This window comes from Gilliamella sp. Nev6-6, from assembly GCF_001690605.1.
Lineage (GTDB): Bacteria > Pseudomonadota > Gammaproteobacteria > Enterobacterales > Orbaceae > Gilliamella > Gilliamella apicola_C.
The window spans coordinates 1-24,946 of record NZ_LZHP01000004.1 but is presented as its reverse complement, the minus strand read 5'-3'; the positions used below and the strand labels follow the sequence as shown (position 1 = coordinate 24,946).

Here is a 24,946-nt window from a genome sequence, read left to right as displayed (position 1 = left end):
CTAGGGCTTTTATTGTGTTTTTTGTCGATATATTCAACAATGTTATTTTTTTAGTGTTACGAGATTTAATTATGAAAGATAAATTTTTAGGTGGTTTTTTGGTTTTCTTAGGTGCATGTAGTTTTGGTGTGCTTTCTTCAATTGTAAAAACTGCTTATAAAACGGGCTATACACTAGGCGAAGTTACTGGTGTCCAGTGTTTTTTGGGGATGCTAATGTTATGGAGCCTTCACCTTATTGTTAAAACAATCCGCAAGCCCAAAACAACAACGGATAATGCATTATCAAATTCGGCTACTAAAATACCTCAACTAACAAAAAAATGGAAGGTTTTTGCCGTTGGGCTTTTTCCTGGGTTAGTAGGTATTTGTTATTATCAATGCGTGCAATTAGTACCTGCATCAATTGCAATTATTTTATTAATGCAATATTTATGGATTAGTGTCATTATTGATTTTGTTATTTTCAAAAATAAACCCTCTATCACCCAACTAATCACCGTTATTGTGATTATTTTTGGAAGTAGCTTAGCAGCTGGTATTTTTAATCAAGATATTAGTTTAAATTTAACAGGTTGCTTTTTCGGCTTTCTAGCTGCACTAATGTATTCGCTCTTTATTAGTTCTAGTAGCAATATTGGTAATGAATTACCTAAACTTGAAAAAAGTGCTTTAATGATTACTGGCGCATGCTTTATCACCTTTTTAATTTTTCCACCTTTGTTTTTCTTTAAGCTTGATATTAGCGATAAACTATATCAATTAGGATTTTTATTAGCATTACTTGGAACTGTGTTACCTCCTTTTTTATTTTCGATCGGAATACCTAGAATAGGTATTTCTTTGAGTGCGATTCTGTCAGCTGCAGAGCTACCTGTTGCGGTGACTTGTTCATTTTTTTATTTGCATGAATCGGTTTATTTTAACCAATGGGTAGGCGTGATTATCATCCTGCTCACAATTGCTTTACCGAACTTAAAAAACATAAAAAAGTGAATTAACTCAAAATAACTGGGTAGGCGAATACCCTGCCCTTATTATTTATTTTAGTTGTTTTTGGCTCATTTTATTTAAAAATTAATTAATAATCGTTTTTAAAACAATATAAACCCGTATAGTTTATTGTAAGTCATTTTTAACCATTAAATAACATACTACTTTAAGTAAAAGATTAGTTGCATTTAAAAAACAATCCAGCCCACCTTTAGCTTATTATTAAGCATTGATTAGATACTTAACTGAAGTGTTGAATAACATTTATATTTATTATTTAGTAAAAAAGTGGTATAATAATTCAACTTCGTCTTGATTAATAAATAGTGAACTAGCTTTATTTGTTAGTATTGCAAAAGCAATGAAGTAATAATGCCCTCGGGTATTGAAAACCTAATTTATCTTCACCATATCTATAGTTGTTTTGTCAATTTAGCTAGCTTTGCTAAAATTTAGTCCAAAGATGAATAACTTTATAAGTCACTCTATTTTTACGCATTAGCAATCAAACATGTTAAAAATTATTATGATATATGTGTTAGTTTTACATTGTATTTATGAGGTTTAAAGAAGAACCTTTAACAAAAAAAATTATATCTAGCAATATTATTGAACTCTCCAAAACTAAATGTGTCTTAATAAGAGTCATGACTATTTAAATAGTTCGTTATTCGACTCTTGAGATGTTTTAGTCAAGTATTAAGTAAAGGCGTTGTGCTATTGGTTGATACCATCTTCGCCTTTAAAACATGACCTATAAGTAAATAAGACTATTTAGCCTAGCCTTAGAATATAACAATTGGTATTTTGAGTATTAGTATGTTACGAACATGCTTTAGTTATTTTTCATTTGGAACTGTTTATCTAGCGAAGGCTGTTACCAATAGCCTTTTATTTTTTAAACTTTTTTGCTTTGTAATTCGAACTCATTAGTTTGAATATTTCTTGAAGAATTAAAATAACTATTGGAAATATTATTGATCTTTATATTAAAGCGCCATGTTACCCTTAAAGATCTTTACGTAAAATGTAACAATCGCTTTTTGGTATTGAAGGTCTTGTTACCTTTTTCTTTTAATTAAAAAGGAAGTGACAGAATGAAGACATTTAAAAAACCTTTATTTACCTTAGTACATAGTAATGATGCAATACCTGAACATAGAACATTAGCTTATTTAGATCCTACATTAAATTATTATACTGATCATATTGATGAGATTATTGCATTACGTGTTAAGGAACTTAAATTACACCATTCCGAATATAGGGAGTATCATGATAGTAATAGAACTAATAAAGGCGGTTTTTCCTTTATTTTTAATGAAATATTTGAATCAGAGCATCATAAAAAGCAGATTAGTATGCTGAAAGATGAAATTGCTATTACCAAAGAATCTAATAAGGTAAAGGAGTTATTAGATACTCGAATCAAAAAAATCGCTAACGCTTACCCTGAGTTGCAGTTTAATTTTAATGATATGCAAGCTTTACCCGCTAAAGTTAAAGAGTATCTTTTTGCTCCACCTTTAATTTTAACTGATGATAATGCAATTATGCTTTGGGATGATTAATTGGAGCAATTAACAAAAATTCAATTGCCATGAGTTGTACTTATATTACCAACCTAAATTATTGTATGCTCCAATAATTACGTTAATATTTAGCGAAATAGCACAAAAACATTTATCCTGAGGTTTTCCTAAATATTTTTATCGTATCCCAAAAAAGCTAGGCTATCAATGGATATAACAAACGTGCTTATCGGGAATATTGTTAGTTAAAATTTAATGTTAGAATAATCCTCTAAAAAAGCATAAGGCATTTTCTCTGAAATTACTTTATGCAATTTACTCGTATTATAATAGTTAATTAATCGCTTAAGTTTTATGCTCTATCTTTTGAATAGCTAAATTGTAACAATTACTCATCACGGATGGTTATAAACTTTATGGTTAAATTAATATAAAGATTTTATAGCTGAAAGATTTAATCTACTATTTAAAACAAAATACTAAGTATTTTGTTTTAAATAGTCATTATTGAAATGAGAGAAATCAAGGTGTAACACAAGCAACTCTATAGGATTGATCCGAATGAAATCTACTGCCAACTATACCAGAATTAGCTTCTACAACGTAATTGTCTACAACGTAATTGTTCACACGTTGGTCTGACGTCCAATAATGCGCCAGATTAATGTCATTCCAATCAGGATCTCCTACTCTAAAAAACTCCCAATCACTGTCTTTATAGTAAATCTGAGTCATACGCCCCCATTCACTAAACAATCCCCCCATCCAATACCCATTTGCTTTATAACTGATTTTTCGTAAATAAGTTGAGTCTGCAATACCATTTTGCCAATCTGGCATACCATCTGTCCTATTTGCATTAGTAAAATCAAGCACTTTGGTCATACGATATCCACCACCATTAAAGTTATTACAAAATGCTACTGCATTTTGATAACCGCCTGCGCCGCCTTTTTTAGCCACATACCAACGCTCTAACCTAAAACTGTACAATAGTCTATTTTTTTTATCGCGTAAATAAAATGTTGAAGGAATAAAAGAACTAGGATTGCTCTCCTTAGGGCCCATTAAGTTAATTTTTACTAACCCTGTAGGTAGCGTATTTTCAGCATTTAACGTTAATGTTACCCCTCCCGCCGAGATTGTTCTGCCATTCGTATCAAGAATATCTTGTGCTTTCATTCCTGCAACACTCAAGTAAAAAAATAAATTATGAGAGCCTGTGGTTGGAAAGTTTACCTCAGGATTGGATGGGTTGTAAGCATAAAATCCTCTATATTTATTCCAATCACCATTCGGATCGTTAAGAGAAGAAACTGCTCCATCATAAGGTATATCATTTGAATGCAAATCATATTCTAAGTTAGGCATAGCATAACAAAATTGAGGTTTATCCATTTTGGGATAAAGATAATAGGTATGCCTATCCCCAGTAAATTTATCACTTTCAGAAGGAATACCATATTCCGTCTTAATGCTCACATCTTCAACTTCTAACGTGAGTTGATAAGGTGCATCACACCCATTTAATGCTTTATCTAAGTTATCCTTAACATAATTAGTAATATCTTGACCATATAAATTTTGCCATTTAATTTTTAATTTACTCGAATTGACATGACGAAGTGTATCGCCATCATCATCCTTCCAATAACCATTGGAACCAATAACGTCATCTGTCAACGCCTCTGGATAATTCCCATGGGGCACTAACGTCTTAATATCAGCAAAAGTGGCTGAAAGTTTATCTAACACTAATGGGCTTTCCAGACTTGAGCTATCATTTGATGCATTAATAATTTGGTTTCCGGGCAACGTTACTGATAATAAGGAAATAACTGAATCTGCATGGGACGCACCACCATCAAAGGTTAAATAAGGTGCTGTGCCCTGAATGGTATTCGTGGTGGTGGCCGATAATGCCTGCGATTCTAAGGAGTACGGCAATAACAACAGCGCTAATGCTAATGGTTTTTTTGAAAATAATTTCGCGAATAGTTTCGAAGATATAAATGATTTTTGCGTAAAAACTCGCCAAATAGGGTTATTTGATAAATTTAGGGTATAAGTTTGCCTTGTGCCTTGTGCCTTGTGCCTAAAATGATAATGCATGATGGTTTTCCCGCTATATAACATTTTGTTTTGTTTGTGTTTTATACCATTACAGCTTATTTAACAAGCTTACCTTTCTAAAGCGGTGAAAGTATAACCGCTTTAGAAATGGTTGGCTAGTTTTTTTGCATTTTTGGATAAAAAATATAAATTTTAGAAAAATACTGTAAATACCCCCAAACTTAGTACACAACTCACGTAGAAAATTAAGCTGCCTATTTTAGTGTTTTATATTCGAGCGGTGTCATGTTATTTAATGCCTCATGTGGTCTTTTGGTGTTATAAATCATCAACCATTCTTCTGTTATTTTCCTTGCTTGCGCTAAGTTGTTAAAAAGAGATAAATCGAGTACTTCCGTGCTATAGGTACGATTAAATCGTTCAATATAGCCATTTTGGTAAGGGCAGTTGGATATAAGCCTAGTTTATAAAGGTATTTCCTGTAAATTCTGGCCCATTATCGACCCATATTTTTAATGGATACTCATGATATTCGGCCAGTTTATCTAAGTAACGGGTAATCCTTCCTGCTGGTAAGCTTACTGCAATATCAATACCTAACGCCTCACGATTAAAGTCATCGATGACATTGAATGTTCTAAAGCGACGTTGATTACGACTACTGTCACTCATAAAATCCATTGACCAACATTCACCTTGTTTATTGGGAGTCAATAACATTTCTAGCTCCCGAGGTGAAATTCGTTGTTTTCGTTTTGTTTTAAGATTCAGTTTTAACTCACAATACACCCAATAAACATGTTTATGATTCCAACGATATCCCAGTTTTCTGATTCGATTAAAACATTTAGAAAGCCCCAGTGTAAATGCCAGTCTGTGATAGCATTCAACACCGAAACAATCACCGAATCATCCTGCAACTTAGGTTGGTAATAGTAAGCATAACGGCTTAAACCAACAATGACACAACTCATCGTAATAGTGACTGAATGATTTTTTTGTAGTTGCTGTGCCCACGTTTTACGTGCCTTTGTGGGCACTAAAGCTTTTTTATGATTTCTTCCTGAAGCTGGGATTTTAAGCTCAGTTCGGCAAACATCTGCTTAAGCTTGCGGTTTTCAGCCTCCAGCTCCTTTAAGCGTTTAATATCCGACGTTTCCATTCCGCTCTATTTTTCCCGCCACTTATAGAAAGTTAAATTATCCATGCCATATTTACGGCACAGTTCCTTGACAGGAATACCTGCTTCAGCTTCTTTTAAAATAGATACAATTTGATGTTCAGTCTTTTTTTCATAATTACATTCTCTTTTGCTTTTATCATAGAAAATTTTTTACTTTTTGCTGTACTATTTTAAGAAGAGTTACAACACTGAGTTTTTATACTTTATGGTTAAATTAATTCTCTAAAAACATCATAAGATGTTTTTAGAGAAATCTCTTAAGATTTTATCTTCTACCTTTTGAAACGCTAAACAGTTGCTGATTATTTCATATCTCAATTCAAAGTTTGTATCACTCATCCTACTCTGCCATTAGTTTGTGGATTAAGTAGTTTGGTGAATTTGTGATTGATTCGATGGCTATTACACGTTTTGACATAACGTTCATTTCGCTGGTTAAGGGAAAAAACTTTCACAAGGCATTCTGATACGCTACAAACGATTGAGCAACTAACCATAAAGCGTTAAGCCAAATCAGTGACAGCTATTTTTTCTTTATAATATAAGAGCCATATCGCTTATCTGTAATATGGCGTTAATTTTTCCATGTATATTTGTTCAGTAATTTCCTAAATTACTCTAAACACCACTAGCAATTCCTATAATAAAAACCACAAATTACAGGAATATCTCCCTGTAAATTATTTTTAGTTTAAATCTGTTTTTATATCCAATTTTTAATTAATGACTGCTTCGGTTAGTGATTAACTATTAAATGCACTTTCACCATGGCTATTGATGTCAAGCCCTTCTCTTTCATGTTCTTCTGACACACGCAAACCAACGCAAAGATCTGCAATTTTATAAGAAATAAAAGAAATAACCGTGGTCCAAATTACACAAGTTATAATACTCATCAACTGAATAGCAACTTGGCTTACCATAGTAATACCTTGTGTATAACCGACACCGCCTAAGGATTCTGATGCAAATACACCTGTTAATATGCAACCGACGATGCCACATACACCATGTACACCAAATACGTCACAAGTGTCATCAATTTTTAGAATTCGTTTGAGTGTTGATACGCCCCAAACACCAGCAAAACCACAAATAAAGCCAATTAACATAGCCCCACCTACCCCGACTAGACCTGCGGCTGGCGTTACCCCTACTAATCCAGCTATCACACCCGATGCTGAACCAAGGCAAGATGGTTTTCCGCGGAAGAACCATTCAGCCAATGTCCATGCTAAAACTGCGGCGGCAGTTGCTGCAACTGTGTTAATAAAAGCTAAACCAGCAATTTCGTCAGCATGTGTTGATGAGCCGGCGTTGAAGCCAAACCATCCAATATAAAGAATGGCTGCACCAAGATAAACATAAGGCAAATTAAACGGTTTTAGTGGTTCACGATTATAACCAATGCGATTTTTGATAAAATAAGCACCAATTATTCCTGCAACCGCTGCATTAATATGTACTACAGTGCCACCGGCAAAATCAAGTGCTCCCTCATCACCTAAGATACCACCACCCCATACCATATGCGCCATAGGAATATATGAAAATGTAAACCATAGCACCATAAAAATGAGTACTGCTGAAAAACGAATCCGTTCAGCAAAAGCTCCCAGAATTAAGCAACAGGTAATGCAAGCAAACGATCCTTGGAATGCGACCCAAATTAATTCATAAATAGCTCCTGATACATTAGTAATACTTATACCTATTAATAATGCGTGATTCAAATTTCCATAAAACCAGTTACCCTCTCCAAAAGCAAGTGAATAACCATAAACAATCCATAACACAGAAATTAGCGAAAAAACAACCAATACTTGTGTTAACATCGATAACACATTTTTAGAGCGCAATAAACCACCATAAAATAAAGCAATGCCCGGAATAGACATAAACAGAACTAATGCTGTGCAGATCATCATAAATCCATTATCAGCTTTATCAGCTATGCCAACTTCTCCAGCAAAAGCAGAACTTGAAAATAAAATCGTTAAATATAAAATAGCTTTTTTCAACATAATGATACCCTTAACAATAAATTACAGCGCCGAGTCATCGGTTTCACCAGTGCGTATACGCACTACATGTTCAAGTGCAGTGACAAAAATTTTGCCATCGCCAATTTTGCCAGTATGCGCAGCCTTAGCTACAGTGCTAATAACCTCGTCAAGCTGATCATCGCTAATGGCTAAGTCGATTTTAACTTTAGGTAAAAAATTGACATTATATTCGGCACCACGATATAGCTCTGCATGGCCTTTTTGACGCCCAAAACCTTTAACCTCAGTGACAGTTAATCCTGTAATACCTATATTAGATAACGCTTCTCTAACTTCTTCTAATTTGAAAGGTTTTATAACTACAGTGACTAATTTCATTTAATGCTCCTAATAAATTTGAGATACAAAATGAATAATGCAAAGAACATGCCAGAAATTGATAACTTGAACTAAATTGCGTTATTTAAAAAGAATATGGAAGGTAGTTGAAATAAAGATCTAGGCTTAATCGTTTTTCTCAATGATGAGTAATATAAATAATTACAGTTTATTTGGATACTTTAACTATTAGCCACGCACTAATCTGGTGCCAATGCATATTAGTAGTGCCCAATCATTTAATCAATTGCTACAAGCTAGAATGTGACCATTAACTTGCGATATTCATCATAAGCAAAGTGATCGGTCATACCACTAATATAATCTTGCAATAATCGGCATCGGTAATAAAATTCCATACACACGAAACTTGTTTTATTTGAATTAAGTTCGCTGATTGCTTGTTTATAAGCGACACAATGTTTTGAGGATAATTTATGATATAAGCGTGTCTCAATGGGATAATGTTTGTGATATTGATTGTCAACCAATTTTAAAAAGTCATGAGTTGGCATATTAAGCAATGGACTATAAATATCAAGCAACCCACTAATAATTCGGTATCCTTGAAGTTCAATATTTTCGACCGATTCATGACTGAATACATGTTCAAATCCAACTTTTTTAAAAATATTTAGTAATTTATATTCAGCGCTATGATCTTCAAGTAAAGCATAATTAAATGATCCATGATAGATTGCTTCAATATTTTCAATAACACGTTCCGCTGCATGGGGTACCAGCTTACCGATAGTGTTAACACGTAAATACATAAAGAACTGATCAATACCAATAGCATCAAATCCATTCTGTTTTAAGTTTTCATAAGGTCGATTCACAACGGTATCAAACAGATCGTCTTTTTTAACTGGTCCCCATGCTTCTGCTAGGTATACGTAGAGCTGTTTTACTGTTAGGGTTTTCTTTTCAACAGCATCTTCTAGATCTGCAATGCAATATGAGATATCGTCGGCAGCTTCCATAATGTAGGTCAATGGATATCGATGGAATGGTTTAATATCAAGCTGTTTAGATAGCTCTTTTATAAATGGCTCTTCTGATAAATAATAACCTGGCTTTTTCATTAAATAAGAAAATTCAACCGGCACTTGTTTAGACCAATAGGCCGGTTTGGAATATTTAAGAATTGAGGCAATTTGTGAATAGGTTAAATTAAGACGCAATATTGTATGCACTAATCGAATTGCTTGTGCATTACCTTCAAAATTAGATAGATCTTGGCGGATTTTTATTTTAAGTTTTTTGATTTCATCGGTATCGTTATCATTTATATCAAGTTCACTATAAGCTGTGGGTTTTCCAAGCCCTAGGCGTAACGTAAACCATTGATTAATAGCAGCCTCACCAAAATGACCAAATGGGGGATTGCCAATATCGTGCATTAAACAGGCCATCTCAACCAGACTTTCGATAGCCATTACGCAATTATCAAATCCATATTTTTCTAGTTGCCTAGATTTGCTTAGTCGATTGACGATTTCTTTAACAATATAGCGACCCACTTGTTGCACTTCCATAGAATGAGTGAGCCGTGTTCTAACCACTGAATTTCGTTCTAGTGGAAAGACTTGCGTTTTTTGTTGTAATCGACGAATGGCAGCGGAATTAATAATACGCTCGCGATCGCTTTCAAAACAACGCACTATTGAGTACTCATCAGACAGTATTTCACGCTGTTTACTGGCGTAACGCTGATAATTAATTTTTTGGTTGAAGTTGACCATAGATCTACCCTTAAATTTAATCGCCTTGATTGGTTTAACTTACTAAATTACAATAATTTTTGTTTTGCCCATTCAATGCTTATTTGATAATCACAAGGCAATAGCAATATTAAAGTGTCTAATGCTTTTAGCAATTTGTCAGGTTGATTATGAGTTAAATTTAAATGCCCTACTTTACGCCCAACTCGGACTTCTTTTTCATACCAATGTAGATGAACTAAATCGATAGATAACCAATTAATATTTAATTCTGTGCCAATTAAATTAACCATAACCGAAGGTGAAAACACATCAGGTTTAGGTAATGGCAGCCCTAATATAGCTCGGAGATGTAGCTCAAATTGGCTTATTGAGGCACCATTTTGCGTCCAATGTCCACTATTATGCACACGTGGTGCAAGTTCATTGATCAGTAAATCATCGCCAACAATAAAACACTCCATTGCCATTACACCAATATAATTTAATTTATGCATAATGGCAGATAGCATTTTTTCAGCTTTTGCCTGTAATAATGAATGGGAAGCATTAGGTACTGCAACACTCATTTTTAATATGCCATCTTGATGTAAGTTATGGGTAAGAGGATAAAATACTGTTTCACCTTTTGCGTTACGAGCGCCCACTAATGACATCTCTTTGTCAAATGGAATAGCTTGTTCAACAATAGCGTGCTGATAGAGATCATCTGGCACGTTTATTGGGTTATTAACCGAAATTCGCCATTGCCCTCGCCCATCATAACCACCAGTGCGGCGTTTAACAATTAATAGCTCACCCAGTTCGGTAAACAGTTTTTGCCAATCCTGAGATTGATTAAGTAAAAACCATTTGGCGGTAGGTAAACCAAGTTGATCGAGTAGCTGTTTTTGCGTTAAACGATCAGCAATAAGCGGAAAGATATCTCGATTAATAAAATGAGGGTGTTTAGCTAGAATCTGTGTAAATGGTGTATCTGACCAACGTTCTATTTCGGCGGTTATCACTGATTGTTGATATGGAATTGTCGTTGGTTCTTCCTCTAACCCTACAGGGTAGACTTTAATACCTAATGGTTCACCAGCTTGCTTAAGCATTCGTCCTAATTGCCCGTTACCCAGTACACAAACAGATCGAAGTTTCATATTATGCATTCACTCTTGGATCGGGATGATTTAATACATCATCCGTTTGATTTAATCGCCATGTTGATAAACGTTGATAAATAGCTTTATCATGCAAAGCTAAAATTTGCGCAGCAAGTAATGCCGCATTGGCTGCCCCTGATTTACCTATTGCCAATGTGCCAACAGGAATGCCTTTAGGCATTTGCACAATGGAATATAAGCTATCAACGCCACTTAGGGTAGCAGTTTGCACGGGAACACCGAATACAGGAACGAGTGTTTTGGCTGCTAACATGCCAGGTAAATGGGCAGCACCACCAGCACCCGCAATGATCACATCAAAGCCTTTTTGCTTAGCATCTTCGGCAAAGCGAAATAATTTATCAGGAGTACGGTGAGCAGAAACGATTTCAACATGGTAGGGAATAATCAATGTATCAAGAATATCAGCGGCATGTTGCATTGTATTCCAATCACTTTTAGATCCCATAACAATGGCAATTTTAGGTTGAGTGTGCATAGCAAATGTGAGAATAATTAAAATAGAATGTATGCAAAGTATACACTAAAATTTTGTTAATGGGGATCATAATGGCTTTATCACTTAGCAACAAAAAAACTACAATTAACGAGGTAAAGAAAATGACCTTAGAGGTAGCCGAATAGTATCGGCGATAATAGAAAAACTAGGCTTTTACTGCTGCCACGATTTTAATTTCTATCAAATATTCTTTTTTCATTAACTCAGCTTGCACTGTACAACGTACTGGTGCACTACCTTTAGCTACCCATTCGTCCCATGCTTTATTCATCCCTGCAAAGTCACTTTTATTAACTAAAAATAATGTTACATCTAATATACGCGTTTTATCACTGTTAGCTCGGGCTAATATTTTGTCAATTTCAGCTAATGCACTTTTGGTTTGCACATAAGCGTCATTTTCAAGATTAGTAGGAACGCTTGTGTAATAAATAACGTTATTATGGATCACAGCTTCAGACCAACGATCATCTGGATCAATTCGAGTTATTGTCATCTTTTTTCCTTGTTAAATGCGCCATCAAGATACTTTTATAAAATCCGCACGTAATTTTTTTATTTCATCACGCAACACACCTGCTTTTTCAAATTCAAGATTTTGAGCAGCTTCATACATCATTGCTTCAAGTTCTTTCACTTTTGCTTGTACTTCTTTAACTGAAACATAATGGTATGGTTTGCCTGGTTCAAATGCCTGTACTTTGGCTGTTGACTTTTTAGTGCTTAAACCTGCTTCTAATATGTCTTTAATTTCTTTGCGTACCGATTTTGGTGTAATGCCATGCGTTGTATTAAAGTCTTCTTGTTTTTTTCGACGGCGAGCAGTTTCGTCAATCGTTTTTTGCATAGCTGGCGTTATTCTATCAGCATACAATATGGCTTTACCATTCACATTTCGAGCTGCGCGCCCAACGGTTTGAATGAGAGAACTTTCCGAGCGCAAAAAACCTTCGCGATCAGCATCTAATATTGCCACTAAAGAGACTTCTGGTATATCTAGCCCTTCTCTTAATAAGTTAATCCCAACGAGTACATCCACTTTTCCTAAGCGTAAATCTCGAATTATTTCCATTCGTTCAACTGTGTTGATATCTGAATGTAAGTATTTTACATTGACACTATGTTCTGACAAATAATCAGTTAAGTTCTCTGCCATACGTTTAGTTAGTGTAGTTACTAATATTCGCTCGTCGTTATTAATACGAATTTTGATTTCAGATAGCAGATCATCAACTTGTGTAGCAACGGGCCTAACCTCGATAATAGGATCGAGCAGCCCCGTAGGCCTAACTACTTGCTCAATGATTTCTCCACCAGATTTTTCTATTTCATATTTGGCTGGTGTTGCTGATACATAAATAGTTTGTGGCATAATATTTTCAAATTCAGTAAACTTTAAAGGTCGATTGTCTAGCGCTGATGGTAAGCGGAATCCATATTCAACCAAATTAAGTTTTCGAGAACGATCACCATTATACATTGCCCCCAATTGCGGAATAGCAACATGAGATTCGTCAATAAACAATAAACCATCTGCTGGCAAGTAATCAAATAACGTTGCAGGTGGATCACCTGGATTGCGTTGAGCTAGAAAGCGTGAGTAATTTTCTATCCCAGAGCAGTAACCAAGTTCACTCATCATTTCAATATCAAATAGTGTTCGCTGGGTTAAACGTTGCTCTTCCAATAGGCGATTATTGTCTAATAACACCTTTTGCCGTTCTTTTAGCTCCTGTTTAATTTGTGCTATGGCATTTTCCATAATATTTCTTGGTGTAACATAGTGCGTTTTAGGATAAATGGTGATTCGCGATACTTCACTAACACTGCTACCTGTTAAAGGATCGAACATTACAATACGATCGACTTCATCATCAAATAGCTCAACACGTACAGCAAGCTCATCAGAGTCAGCAGGAAAAATATCTATCACGTCCCCCCTCACGCGAAACGTACCACGACTAAAGTTTATTTCGTTACGAGTGTATTGCAATTCAGCCAAACGAGTTAAGATTGAGCGCTGATCAGTAATCGTGCCTTTTGTTAAGTGCAGTATCATCGACATATACGTTTCTGGCGCACCTAAACCATAAATGGCTGAAACCGAAGCAACGATCACAACATCACGCCGTTCTAATAGTGATTTAGTGGCAGAAAGACGCATTTGTTCTATATGTTCATTGATTGATGCATCTTTTTCAATAAAAGTATCAGTTGATGGCACATAAGATTCAGGTTGATAGTAATCATAATAAGATACAAAATATTCCACCGCATTTTCCGGGAAAAAAGCCTTCATTTCGCCATATAACTGGGCTGCTAATGTTTTATTGGGCGCCAAAATGATTGTAGGGCGGTTATGCTGAGCAATAACATTTGCCATAGTAAATGTTTTACCCGATCCTGTTACCCCTAATAAAGTTTGATGTGCAATTCCGTCATCAAGATTTTGATTAATTTTTTTTATAGCTTCAGGTTGATCACCAGCGGGCTTAAATTCGGAACATAATTTAAATTTTTTCATTACTCACAACCTAATATTTTACCTATTAATAAAAAATTATCCCCAAAAGGACTTGACCTTCAAAAATCTTCTATTTTTTGTTCAGCTTCCTTTTTAATTTATAAAAAAAACAACAAATGCACCTCTTGATTTATGGTATCTTATTGATATTAAACAAAAAACATTTTTGTGCTTAAGTTACAATCAAATCAAGAAAAATCCTGATAGTGACTGAGGTTAGCGCTTTTTTCAATAAAATATTAACAGAGTTATCCACAGGTAACGGGGATAACTTCATAAGTGTAGCCTTTATAAAATGTTTTCATTTATCAAGATAAATTTTCAAAAAAAATCCTTTTTATTTTGAAGATCATTTCTATTTTTAACATCAATTTTAATAGTTCTAACTAATTATTTTACTTAGCTGTTCAATTTGATATTGATAGCTATGATCAAACTCAGGAACAAAAGTTAATCGATGTGTGATGCATTTTGGGGCATCCTCAGCATGATGGGAAACAAATATCAACTGTGTGTGCCCCTCATTAATTAAACGATCTATCCAGCGTTTTACTAATTCTCTATTAAGATGATCAAGTCCTTGTAACGGTTCATCTAAAATAAGCAGTGTCGGATGTTTGACCAAAGCTCTGGCAATAAGTATTAACCTTTGTTGCCCCCAAGAAAGCGACTGAAACGGTTTATCTGCTTGCGCTTGCAACCCTAGCAATTGTAACCATTCATCAACCAGTTTAGCTTGTTTATCACTTGTTGCTTGGTAAACACCAATCGAATCAAAATAGCCAGACAATAACACGGTTTTAACACTAGAACTAACACGATAATTCAAATGCAAGCTACTGCTCACATAACCGATATGGCGTTTAATATCCCAAATCGTTTCACCCGAACCACGTTTGCGCCCAAATAAAGTAAGATCATTGCTATATCCTTGCGGATGATCGCCTGTTATTAAACTTAATAATGTTGATTTACCTGCGCCATTAGGCCCAACAATTTGCCAATTTTGCTTGGCTTTTACTTGCCAAGTTAATCCATTAATAATTGCTGTATCATCATAATAGACATAACCATTTTTTAATATGACACGATCTAATTGATCGGCTAATGGTGTTGGGGGTTCATCGGCCTCTGGTAAGGACATATTGGGTATATTTTCTAAATCAGCTAATTGCTTAACTGTTGTATCGTTTAATATTGTGTGCTTTGTGTCAATTTTCAATAGTTGACAATCGGCTAATATACCAATATTTTCGATAAAAGTAGGGATCTCGTTAAATCGATTTAAAACAAGAGCAATAGTGACTCCTTGCTTTGCAAGCACTGCAAGTATTTCTACTAAATTTTCACGGGATGCGGTATCTAAACCATCAAAAGGTTCATCTAATATTAAAAAATCAGGTTGTTGCATTAGCGCTCGGCAGATTAGCGTTTTACGTGTTTCCCCCGTTGAAAGATATTTAAAACGTCTAAGTAATAAATGTTCAATCCCAAATTGTTGTGCTAGTTGCTGGCAAAGCTCTTGATTACTCATATTTTGTTGAATAATTTGTTCAGTGCTCAGCCCCGTATCATTTTCACCTTCACTTAACATGTCAGTATTGTTTCGCTTCCATTCATCATTAATCAGTTTTTGAAGTTGTTCAAAAGAGATATGAACTATAGATTTAAATTGATTGATAATTTTCCCTGATAATAGTTTTTGTTTGCCTGCCAATGCTTTAGCAAGTACAGATTTACCACTGCCATTACGCCCCACAAAAGCAACATTACCAGCTTGTTGAATTGTTAATGATTCAATGGTAAAAACTTGGTAGTCATTAATTTTAAAATGTGCATTTTCTATCTGTAGCATGATAACCTCATATTACTAAACTAATGTAGTAACAATAATATGTTGTGGATTAATAGATAGTTTAACCTGTTTGCCTATAATTAATCTCGATTGCTTAATTTCATTAGCTAATTTGCTAGCATAAAGCACAATGCCAGAGGGTAGTGAGCAAGCGATTTCACTCCATTTGCCATCAGTCGTGATTTTTTCAATAGTGACCGATAGGCAGTTCTCATTAGCATCGTTCAATTCAATTAAGGGAGCTTTAATTAGCAACAAGACTGTTTTATCTGTACCCAACTTTAACCGTTCAATACTTGGTTGAGTGATGTAAGCTTTTAGTTCTGTTTTATTATCACTTAACTGCACAGTAATAAATCCAGCAATCCCACTTGTTTGAATCTGTTTAACAGCACCATATAACTGATTACGTGCACTAGTTTGCAAAGATAAACTGGCTGTGGCTTTTAGAATATCATCTAATGGAATTTTGTCGTCACTAAGAATATTAAATGCTTTTTGTTGTAGATGAGTTAATAATTCATAAAGTTGAATAAACCTAACAGCATAGGCACTCAACTTAGTTCCTCCTCCATTTTTACCACCAATTGCTGTAATTAAAAAAGGCTTAGGCGCTAGCTTGTTAATCTCATTGATAGCGTCCCATGCTGTTTTATAGCTGACCCCAATTTCCTTGGCAGCTTGACTTAATGACCCCGTTTGTTCAATAGCTTTTAACAACGCAATGCGCCTCGGGTCAGTAAATAACTGTTGATGAATATTCAACGTTAATAAAATTTCAGGAGAAAACATAATGTAACACCATGAACAATCAACTAATTAAAGGAAAGAGTAAGGTAATTATTGTAGACCCTTTTTGACATTCCTTCAAAAAAGTTAAAAATCTTATTGGTTGTTTTATAAAAAACCGTTTTATAGAATTTGTTTAATTGTACTTTATAAATAAAGTTTGTTATTATCGATATGTTATTTTTTATATAGCGATTATTAAATATTCTATTGATAACATAAAATTTATTTATAATAATCAATCCAATATATAGCATTGGCAGCCCAAATAAACTTACTATTATTGTGAGGAGTAAAATGAAAAAAGTTATTGGAATTTTGCAAATTATCATAATGATGACAGTAACCTTTTTAGCATCAGCAGCCGAAAAAATAACGGTATTTGCCGCTTCGTCATTGACTGATTCTATACAGAATATCGCTGCTATTTATAAAGTTGAACATGAAGATACCGATATTGTGTTTTCATTTGCTTCATCATCAGTATTAGCTAAACAAATTGAACAAGGTGCCCCTGCTGATATCTTTATGTCAGCGGATCAAAAGTGGATGACTTACCTTATTGAACATAACGTAGCTAAAGATAAACAAGATCTTTTGAAAAACACATTGGTTCTTATTGCTCCCAAGCAATCGAAATTAAATCATATTGTTATTAATACTCAAACTGACTGGGAAGCAATTTTACCTAAAGGGGGAAAAATAGCCATTGGCGATCCAGATCATGTTCCTGCTGGGCTTTACGCCAAAGAATCCTTAACCAACTTAGGAATATTTAATAAATTGTCACCACAATTTGCTCCTGCTAGCAATGTACGTGACGCATTCATGTTAGTCGAGCGTAATGAAGCTACGCTTGGTATTGTCTATAGCACAGATGCAAAGGTAAGCGATAAGGTAAAAATTATTGGGACATTCCCTATGGATACTTTTAAGCCTATAGAATATCCCATTACCTTATTGAATCCCAAAGCAAACGATTTTTATCAATATTTAAATTCGCCACAAGCTAAAGCCATTTTTAAACAATACGGTTTTATAATAAAATAATTTATCGCCAAGTGTATTTTGAAATATGTTATTAAGTGAATTTGAATGGCAAACTTTATTACTTAGTTTAAAGATAGCTACTTCGGCAATTGGGTTTAGCTTACCAATAGGAATTTTAACTGCTTGGGTATTAGCCCGCTGTCAATTTTTTGGTAAATCGTTATTTGATAGCATTATACATCTTCCACTTGTTTTACCTCCCGTAGTTTTAGGTTATTTATTGCTAATAACTATGGGCCGGCATGGTGTAATTGGTGAATGGTTAAATAATAATTTTAATATCAGTTTCAGCTTTAATTGGCAGGGGGCAGCTTTAGCTTCGGCGGTGGTAGCTTTTCCGCTAATGGTTCGATCAATTCGTTTAGCCATTGAATCGATTGATATCCGCCTTGAAAACGTAGCTCGTACTCTTGGTGCTCATAAATGGCGAGTGTTTATAACTATCACGTTACCTTTAGCTGTTCCTGGCATTTTAATGGGAATGGTGCTAGGTTTTGCTCGTTGTTTAGGAGAATTTGGTGCAACCATTACGTTCGTATCAAATATTCAAGGTGAAACCCGCACTTTACCTCTTGCAATGTATACATTTCTGCAAATTCCCAATGGTGAACACAGTGCACTACGGCTTTGTATTATTTCAGTTGTGTTATCACTAATTGCACTTTTTTTATCCGAATGGTTAAATCGTTGGCATAAAAACAAAATTGTAGGATAATAACTCATGTTACAAATACAAATTAGCAAACAACTGGCTTCATTTTCGTTCCAATTCAAGCATGACATAAAATGTCAAGGTATCACCGCTATTTTAGGGGTTTCTGGATCGGGAAAATCCACACTAATTAACCTTATTAATGGGTTAATTAAGCCTGATCATGGCTATATCCAACTAAATAATACCCCTCTGGTTGATTGCAATAGACATCTTTTTATTACCCCAGAAAATAGGCAGATTGGCACCATTTTTCAAGATGCATTACTTTTCCCTCATTATAAAGTTATAAAAAACCTTACTTATGGCGCTAAGAATTTAAATCTGTCAAAATTTGACGAAATCGTCAACGTGCTTAATATTCGTTCATTATTAAATCGTTATCCAGCCACTTTGTCTGGTGGCGAAAAGCAACGAGTGGCAATTGGCCGAGCGCTATTAACCAACCCGTTATTGCTATTGATGGATGAACCGCTTTCGGCACTTGATATGCCAAGAAAAAAGGAATTATTAATCTATATTGAAAAATTATCTAATGAGTTAAATATACCCATTATTTATGTGACCCATAATATTAATGAAGTTAAACAAATAGCCAATAATGTGGCAATATTAGATCAAGGGAAGCTGATTGAATTTGGTAAGGCCGAGCATGTGTTACAAAGTGATTATTTGAAAGAATGGCTATAAAGCTCCAAAGTATTGCTATCTTGTGATTGCTTAATGTATGTCACACCATCATGCCATGCGCCAAGAACAAGGCGAGTTGCACTGCGCCCTTCAATTTGAAAATGGTGAGTTGCAGGTTTATGTGTATGACCATGCACCATAATATCAGCTTTATGCTCTGTCATCATCTTAACCACAGCGTGTTGATTTACATCCATAATAGTTCCAGATTTTATTTGATTATGTTGGCTACTTTTTTGTCGCAGCTTAGCCGCAATTTTTAGTCGAAGGAACAAAGGCAGTAACAAAAACAGTTTTTGTAACCATTTATTATGCATGATTTTTCTAAACTTTTGATACTGAGAATCGTCAATACATAATAAATCACCATGTAAAAATACAATATTTGTTTCTTGATTAGGTAAACAATTAATTTCTGGCAATATAGTCATATTACATTGCTGAGCATATTTTTTACCTAATAGAAAATCGCGGTTTCCATGCACAAAATATTTAGTGATGCCTCGTTTTGATAACCGGCACAATGCTTGGACAACTTGTTGATGTAATTCAGTCTTTACATCATCACCAACCCAATAATCAAAAAGATCGCCTAAAATATAAAGCTCACAATTTTCAGGTAAGGTATCTAGAAAAGACAAAAAACCTGCGGTTATATCGCTATAACCAGAAGCAGGTTTATTATCTGCTAGATGAATATCTGCAATAAAATAACGAGCTGGATTATTCAACCGTTACTCTCGTAATAATAATATCTTCAACAGGAACGTCTGAATGCATGCCACTGCGCCCTGTTTTTACAGCTTTTATTTTATCAACCACATCAAGCCCATCAGTGACTTGTGCAAACACGCAATAGCCATAACCATTAACGTCAGCAGAACGGAAGTTGAGATAATCATTATCAACTACATTGATAAAAAATTGAGCTGTCGCAGAGTGTGGATCTGATGTGCGCGCCATCGCTAATGTACCACGATCATTTTTTAAACCATTATCTGCTTCGTTTTTAATAGGCGCATTCGTCTTTTTCTGCTTCATGCCTGGTTCAAAACCGCCACCTTGAATCATGAAATTATTAATAACACGATGGAAGATTGTATTGTTATAAAAACCAGCTTTACAATATTCAACAAAATTTTTGACGGTTTCAGGGGCTTTATCGTCAAAAGTTTTGATCTTAATATCACCTAAATTAGTGTGAAATATAATCATTACATATTCCTTATTTTTATTTAATGTACATCTTTCTATAAAATTTAATGAGTCGGGGTCAATTTGGCTTACTAAATTTTTCACATGCTTCAAGCGTGTTACTCATTAACATAGCAACAGTCATTGGACCAACACCACCCGGAACAGGTGTGATCCATCCAGCTCTTTCAACAGCCACATCAAACTCTACATCACCTGCTAATTTACCATTCGACAAACGATTGATACCAACATCAATCACAATTGCTCCTGGTTTAATCCATTCACCTTTAACATAATTTGGAATACCGACACCTGCAACCACTATATCTGCATTATTGACATGCTTTGCTAAATCAACGGTACGGCTATGGGTAATGGTAGTTGTACAACCTAATAGCAACAATTCTAATGCCATTGGACGACCAACAATGCTTGATGCTCCTACAACAGTTGCATTTAAACCTGATAAATTTATCCCCGTTGATTCTAGCATTTTAACCACACCATATGGCGTACACGGGCGTAAAATAGGATCGCGTTGTAGTAAGTGTCCAATATTGTATGGATGAAAGCCATCAACATCTTTACTTGGATCGATACGTTCAAGGACTTTTGTTTTATCAATATTATCAGGTAAAGGGAGTTGCACTAAAATACCATGCACATCTGGACGTTGATTAAGCTCATCAATTAATGCCAGTAACTCATCGGTAGTTGCCGATAAAAAGTCATAAGCAAAGGAAGCAAAGCCAACGTCATCACAAGCTTTTTGTTTATTTTTAACATAGATTTTCGATGCAGGATCTGAGCCAACTTGAATCACAGCCAAACCTGGAACAGATAGACCTTTTTCAATGCGTGTTTTAACTTTATTAGCAATATCCGTTCGTATTTGTTGTGCCAATGCTTTTCCATCAATAATATGTGCAGTCATAAGCTTCCGTTTAGCTATCTTAGTCGTGTTATCATTTTCGCAAAAGTTTTTATTAATGTCTATTTACTTGTGAATTGATTGTTAAGTTGAGTTAATATTAGAGTATATTGCTCATCAATATCTGTTATAACTGAACAAATATGTGCATCAAAAGCTTTTAATTTAGGCTTTTGAGCTTTCCACTCATTTTTAGAAATTTGTTTGATTGTGGCTAAATTCTTAAAAAAATTAAAATGCAAAATACTGCCACCCACGACATTATAGAAAATGCGCTGACCAATATCTTCACCCTCTTTTTTTAGATTATTAAAATTTTGGTAGGAAAATCGAGTATAACCATTTTCAGTAATAATCGCAGTATGTAGCAACTTAACTAAACGTTTATATAACTTATTTAACTCACCTTTGAGTTCATTATCATCACTCAACTGATTTTTTATTGCTTTTTCAAACGCCTCTTTAACTTCAGTTAAAAGGTTTACTGATTGTAGCTCTAAAAGAGGTAGCTGTTGGCGTAATTCATGTTGAAATTGAATGAGTTCTTTTTGTAATGGAGGATTAAGTGTTGCTAATTTTTCATTTAAGATAACACGGCCATTTTGCGTTATAGTTAAATCATTTTTTTTATTAAAAATATGTACGCTTTCTTTACTTATCGTGATGTTGTAGCTAGGTTTAACTCCACACTCTTTTTTAGCGGCAAAAACAGAAACAGGAAAGAAGAAAACGATTAATAGTAAATATTTCAACATATTTATATCCAATTAGTTAATCATATAGATTATAACGTCTAACAGACAAGAAACATAATGAAATTCAATGAGAATTATGATTTTAAACGGCTATAAATGTATTTATAACAAGTGAGCTGAATCTAGCTTGGATTTTAATTAGATGTAACAAAACATCAAGTTGTTTACACTTCACGATGAAAATAATTCCTTAAAAAATCATAAGATGTTTTCCCAGAAAACACTTTATGCGGTTTAACCGTATTATAATAGTTAATAAATTGCCTAAGTTATAGAACTTCTTCGCGTTGTTTACGCGTCATGAATATGCATAAAAATGCAAGATTAACACCTTATCATCGAAAGCAGTTTTAACGTTTATACAAAAGAAAATCGCAGTCACTGGCTTAGCGTTGTGATTTCATATCAGCCGCCTCATGATTTATAGAACATCAAGACTTTACCGTCACAAGTTTTTCAGCCACAATTAATTTCAAATGACCGTTAAAAAACAATAAAATATGATGTTAAAAGACTGATTAAAATTGAAAAATCGATAGAAGGGCACATTAACCGGCAAGCAAACGTTATGCTATAATAAGAGCTATTCAAACGAGAGATTTCATATTGATACTAAACATTTACCGCCACTTAATAGAGATACCAAGCAATTCCAACTGTGGATTCCCGTGAGTCATACGCAGGTATTTAGGCAATAAATCGTAATTCAACTCAGCCTCGTTTTTACAGTATAGTGTGTTAGCACAAACACCTTATACCATTATCAGTATTTACTCAGATAACTGCGCCAAACACAAAGAACTGTTGATCATGCTTTTGTTAAGCTTTGCTAAACCAAACTACATCGTCTTACTAACTTTTACAATACATTTAAACCGCATAAAGGTTTAAATGCAGCTATGCCTTATGGAATACTTGAATTTTATTTTTAACCAAAATCTGTAGACACCCAGAGAAATCCTACATTTCATAAAACCAACAGTGCATATTCTTGCACTGCCGTAAGATGATTTTTACTTATTAAAATTATATAGTTAAAATATAATTAAATATTTTCTTATATACCAAAGTAATTAACGTTTACACACTATTTTACTAACATTTCCTCTTTCTGCTTCACGCACAGAAACATAACCAGATAAATTAACTGCAAAATAAATATTATATTGAGCATTGTTTACAAAATTGAATAATGCATTAATATTAAAACATTTAATACAATATCACTAATAAGTATACAATCAATTTACTTTAGCTACTACGGCTAAGTGAAAGTGGCACCTTATAAACTAGATAAGGCACCTACAACAGCTTAGACCATTAACACTATCCCCTACAGGCTACATAATTACTCCACGTTTCATCTCCTTCACCAACATGACCTGAATCAGCATAGATATGATAATGGCTTTCCGAATAATCCGATTTATTTCCTGTCCAATAAACACCACCTCGCCATTGAGAGTCTGGATAAGCCTTTTGATTGATAAACCCCCACTCACTAAATAGTGAACCATCAATAGCTCGCGTTAAAATCCCGCCCCAAAAAACGGCAGGATCATCTTTTTGAAAAGTAAAAGGAGCATTAGTTAGCTCATATCTACCCAGAACATTATTAATACCCCCACACTTTTGCCAAGCACTTTCCTTATGCGCTTTAAAATCGCCTTGAGGTATAGCCCAAACAGACGTTGGCGTAAAACTATAATCATGATTAATCGATGAATTTCTCTTTAATGTCGCCCTTACTGTGACTGTTCCCGTCGGTTTACTTATTAATTTAACCATACCATCTTGATCAATCGAAACGCCACTTCCTGGGTTATTAATGATTTGATAGCGATAATCAGTTTGAGCTCCTGTCATTAGTAATTGAAATTTAGCGCCAGGAAAACCTGTAGTTGGGAATTTTCTACCTCCAGACACCGTAGTAACCACTTTAAAACCATAATCTGGCACATAATCTCGAGTATAACCTCCACCACCTTTTGAGCGTGTCCGGCCATCTGAAGCGTTCCAATACATTCGATAATGTAAATCTGGATTATCACCAAGTTTGCCCCATTGGCGATCGGGATAAATGATCGCGCCATTTGGTTTGGCATAACATAATTCCGATCTGGGCGCTATTTGATATGTTTTAGCTAGTGTACTAGGTTTACTTTCTTTTGGGATCCCATACTCAGAATAGGTTTTTACTTTTGTTTGAATTATCAATTTTAATGGCATTGAAAAACCGCTTCCACAACCTATAATTTTTTTCTTATCATCACCAGTTATGCGTTTTCCGCTATTGTCATACCACCCATAACTAGTCATTTCTACTTTAAATGGTTGCTGAGGATCGGCATTATCACCATCGATATCGCGATAATTTTTCACCCTATCTAAGTTTGTTGGTGCATAAGTTGCCACTTTAAAATCATTAAGCGTTAAGTTACCATCAAATTCTTTCACTTCACTAGACTTTATAGTGCCACTCGCCTCACTGTAAAAAACACCATTAACCGTAAAACCATGTTTATCTGCACTCGATAACGCAACCACTTGCGGTGCATTCCCTGTAATAATCTGACTTGAAGTTGCTGTTAGTATTGCATTAGCATAGCCAACGTATATCCATTGTAATAATAAGATTAACCCCATTATTTGAGTAAGTTTCGGTTTTGAGTGAGCTATGAGTGCCGTTATTTTGGCAACAAAGTGAGATTTGCAATGGAAATGTTTTAAAAAAGTAACACTAAAGATAAAACGTTTTGCTGTAATATCAAAGTTGAAAATAAAAAAATTAACAAAATGCCCGATGCCCGATGCCCGATGCCCGATGCCCGATGCCCGATGCCCGATGCCCGATGCCCGATGCCCGATGCCCGATTTTAAGTTATAT

At 34.7% G+C, this 24,946-nt stretch carries 24 protein-coding genes and 1 pseudogene; 5 read left to right on the top strand and 20 right to left on the bottom strand.

Annotated elements, in window-relative coordinates; translation table 11 throughout:
- Positions 1-71: 71 nt before the first annotated feature.
- Positions 72-995 (top strand): EamA family transporter, encoded by a 924-nt coding sequence (locus tag A9G42_RS00495; protein WP_065583494.1) that lies wholly within the window; start codon positions 72-74, stop codon positions 993-995.
- A 1,094-nt stretch (positions 996-2,089) separates the two neighbouring features.
- A complete protein-coding gene (locus A9G42_RS00490) occupies positions 2,090-2,563 on the top strand; it encodes a hypothetical protein (RefSeq protein ID WP_065568449.1) in 474 nt (157 codons plus the stop codon).
- A gap of 483 nt (positions 2,564-3,046) precedes the next feature.
- Here the strand turns inward: A9G42_RS00490 and A9G42_RS00485 are convergent, their stop codons facing one another.
- The 15 genes from A9G42_RS00485 to A9G42_RS00430 form a co-directional block, all read right to left on the bottom strand.
- A complete protein-coding gene (locus tag A9G42_RS00485) occupies positions 3,047-4,636 on the bottom strand; it encodes a hypothetical protein (RefSeq protein ID WP_143426061.1) in 1,590 nt (529 codons plus the stop codon).
- Positions 4,637-4,851: 215 nt separating this feature from the next.
- On the bottom strand, positions 4,852-5,052 hold the full coding sequence (locus A9G42_RS14555; RefSeq protein WP_082211723.1) for an integrase core domain-containing protein: 201 nt from the start codon (positions 5,050-5,052) through the stop codon (positions 4,852-4,854).
- Positions 5,053-5,056: 4 nt separating this feature from the next.
- Positions 5,057-5,317 carry a DDE-type integrase/transposase/recombinase gene (locus A9G42_RS13040; protein WP_143426060.1) on the bottom strand — a complete coding sequence of 87 codons (261 nt, stop codon included), beginning with the start codon at positions 5,315-5,317 and terminating at the stop codon, positions 5,057-5,059.
- A 53-nt stretch (positions 5,318-5,370) separates the two neighbouring features.
- Positions 5,371-5,637: a hypothetical protein gene (locus tag A9G42_RS13035; protein ID WP_082211711.1), complete on the bottom strand. Its 267-nt coding sequence runs from the start codon at positions 5,635-5,637 to the stop codon at positions 5,371-5,373.
- On the bottom strand, positions 5,637-5,759 hold the full coding sequence (locus A9G42_RS14550) for a hypothetical protein (protein ID WP_081296727.1): 123 nt from the start codon (positions 5,757-5,759) through the stop codon (positions 5,637-5,639). Before A9G42_RS14550 ends, A9G42_RS13035 begins: the two co-directional genes overlap by 1 nt.
- A 6-nt stretch (positions 5,760-5,765) precedes the next feature.
- Positions 5,766-5,870, bottom strand: coding sequence for a transposase (locus A9G42_RS14545; RefSeq protein ID WP_442903185.1), 105 nt, complete (start codon positions 5,868-5,870; stop codon positions 5,766-5,768).
- Between the two features lie 653 nt (positions 5,871-6,523).
- Complete coding sequence (gene amtB / locus A9G42_RS00470; RefSeq protein ID WP_065580841.1) at positions 6,524-7,804, bottom strand: ammonium transporter AmtB; 1,281 nt, start codon at positions 7,802-7,804, stop codon at positions 6,524-6,526.
- Between the two features lie 21 nt (positions 7,805-7,825).
- Positions 7,826-8,164 carry a P-II family nitrogen regulator gene (gene glnK / locus A9G42_RS00465; protein ID WP_065568451.1) on the bottom strand — a complete coding sequence of 113 codons (339 nt, stop codon included), beginning with the start codon at positions 8,162-8,164 and terminating at the stop codon, positions 7,826-7,828.
- Positions 8,165-8,421: 257 nt separating this feature from the next.
- Positions 8,422-9,909 (bottom strand): dGTPase, encoded by a 1,488-nt coding sequence (gene dgt / locus A9G42_RS00460; protein WP_065652325.1) that lies wholly within the window; start codon positions 9,907-9,909, stop codon positions 8,422-8,424.
- Between the two features lie 47 nt (positions 9,910-9,956).
- Positions 9,957-11,033: a 5-(carboxyamino)imidazole ribonucleotide synthase gene (purK, locus tag A9G42_RS00455; protein ID WP_065652332.1), complete on the bottom strand. Its 1,077-nt coding sequence runs from the start codon at positions 11,031-11,033 to the stop codon at positions 9,957-9,959.
- A 1-nt stretch (position 11,034) separates the two neighbouring features.
- Positions 11,035-11,535 carry a 5-(carboxyamino)imidazole ribonucleotide mutase gene (purE, locus tag A9G42_RS00450; protein ID WP_065568453.1) on the bottom strand — a complete coding sequence of 167 codons (501 nt, stop codon included), beginning with the start codon at positions 11,533-11,535 and terminating at the stop codon, positions 11,035-11,037.
- Positions 11,536-11,701: 166 nt separating this feature from the next.
- Entirely contained in the window at positions 11,702-12,052 is a 351-nt protein-coding gene (locus A9G42_RS00445; protein WP_065580844.1) for a RidA family protein, read from the bottom strand.
- Between the two features lie 24 nt (positions 12,053-12,076).
- Positions 12,077-14,080, bottom strand: coding sequence for an excinuclease ABC subunit UvrB (gene uvrB, locus A9G42_RS00440; RefSeq protein ID WP_065568455.1), 2,004 nt, complete (start codon positions 14,078-14,080; stop codon positions 12,077-12,079).
- 382 nt (positions 14,081-14,462) lie between these two features.
- On the bottom strand, positions 14,463-15,935 hold the full coding sequence (gene modF / locus A9G42_RS00435; RefSeq protein WP_065652324.1) for a molybdate ABC transporter ATP-binding protein ModF: 1,473 nt from the start codon (positions 15,933-15,935) through the stop codon (positions 14,463-14,465).
- 15 nt (positions 15,936-15,950) lie between these two features.
- On the bottom strand, positions 15,951-16,727 hold the full coding sequence (locus tag A9G42_RS00430) for a TOBE domain-containing protein (RefSeq protein WP_065568457.1): 777 nt from the start codon (positions 16,725-16,727) through the stop codon (positions 15,951-15,953).
- 294 nt (positions 16,728-17,021) lie between these two features.
- Between A9G42_RS00430 and modA the strand changes: the two genes are divergently transcribed.
- From modA to modC, 3 genes are read left to right on the top strand one after another with little or no spacing between them, the layout of a single operon-like run.
- Positions 17,022-17,774: a molybdate ABC transporter substrate-binding protein gene (modA, locus tag A9G42_RS00425; protein ID WP_065652323.1), complete on the top strand. Its 753-nt coding sequence runs from the start codon at positions 17,022-17,024 to the stop codon at positions 17,772-17,774.
- A gap of 25 nt (positions 17,775-17,799) precedes the next feature.
- Complete coding sequence (gene modB / locus A9G42_RS00420; protein ID WP_065652322.1) at positions 17,800-18,489, top strand: molybdate ABC transporter permease subunit; 690 nt, start codon at positions 17,800-17,802, stop codon at positions 18,487-18,489.
- A 6-nt stretch (positions 18,490-18,495) separates the two neighbouring features.
- Complete coding sequence (modC, locus tag A9G42_RS00415) at positions 18,496-19,176, top strand: molybdenum ABC transporter ATP-binding protein (RefSeq protein WP_065652321.1); 681 nt, start codon at positions 18,496-18,498, stop codon at positions 19,174-19,176.
- On the opposite strand, the gene A9G42_RS00410 is transcribed toward modC, so the two are convergent.
- The 5 genes and pseudogenes from A9G42_RS00410 to A9G42_RS00390 all read right to left on the bottom strand — a co-directional run.
- Positions 19,155-19,907 carry a UDP-2,3-diacylglucosamine diphosphatase gene (locus A9G42_RS00410; protein ID WP_065652320.1) on the bottom strand — a complete coding sequence of 251 codons (753 nt, stop codon included), beginning with the start codon at positions 19,905-19,907 and terminating at the stop codon, positions 19,155-19,157. The genes modC and A9G42_RS00410 overlap by 22 nt on opposite strands.
- Positions 19,900-20,391 (bottom strand): peptidylprolyl isomerase B, encoded by a 492-nt coding sequence (gene ppiB, locus A9G42_RS00405; RefSeq protein WP_065652319.1) that lies wholly within the window; start codon positions 20,389-20,391, stop codon positions 19,900-19,902. Before ppiB ends, A9G42_RS00410 begins: the two co-directional genes overlap by 8 nt.
- A gap of 58 nt (positions 20,392-20,449) precedes the next feature.
- On the bottom strand, positions 20,450-21,307 hold the full coding sequence (folD, locus tag A9G42_RS00400; protein ID WP_065588902.1) for a bifunctional methylenetetrahydrofolate dehydrogenase/methenyltetrahydrofolate cyclohydrolase FolD: 858 nt from the start codon (positions 21,305-21,307) through the stop codon (positions 20,450-20,452).
- Positions 21,308-21,366: 59 nt separating this feature from the next.
- A complete protein-coding gene (locus A9G42_RS00395; protein WP_065652318.1) occupies positions 21,367-22,059 on the bottom strand; it encodes a DUF2884 family protein in 693 nt (230 codons plus the stop codon).
- A 1,326-nt stretch (positions 22,060-23,385) separates the two neighbouring features.
- Positions 23,386-24,946, bottom strand: a pseudogene (locus A9G42_RS00390) (hypothetical protein); the annotation flags it as partial.